The sequence below is a fragment of the Mycolicibacterium sphagni genome, assembly GCF_002250655.1.
Classification (GTDB): domain Bacteria; phylum Actinomycetota; class Actinomycetes; order Mycobacteriales; family Mycobacteriaceae; genus Mycobacterium; species Mycobacterium sphagni.
Genome location: NZ_NOZR01000073.1, coordinates 1 through 338, shown reverse-complemented (window position 1 = coordinate 338; position 338 = coordinate 1). Strand labels below are relative to the sequence as shown.

The following is a 338-nucleotide window of genomic DNA, read 5'->3' as shown; positions in this document are numbered from 1 at the left end:
GTGATCATCTCGTGTGTGAAGGCTGCCCTGTTCGGGTTGATCGCGGGGTTGGTGGCCTGTTATCGCGGGTTGACGATCACCGGTGGTGGCGCCAAAGCGGTCGGCAACGCGGTCAACGAGACGGTGGTGTACGCGTTTATGGCGTTGTTTGTGGTGAACGTCGTGGTGACCGCCATCGGTATCCGGATGAGCGCACGGTAGGGCGAGGGGACACCGGTGGCGTCGTTGCAGGCTTTGTATCCGCGGATCGCGCGTCAGGCGCGGCGTCCGTTGGGGACGTTTGGTCGTATTGGTGATCACACAATCTTTTATGGGCGGGCGATCGCTGGTACTCCGCA

General features: G+C 61.5%; 1 protein-coding gene. It reads left to right on the top strand.

All coding sequences use genetic code 11. From position 1 onward, the window contains the following. The coding region (locus CG716_RS29455) for an ABC transporter permease (protein WP_207760820.1) at positions 1–201 on the top strand (201 nt) is incomplete at its 5' end. Positions 202–338: the final 137 nt, after the last annotated feature.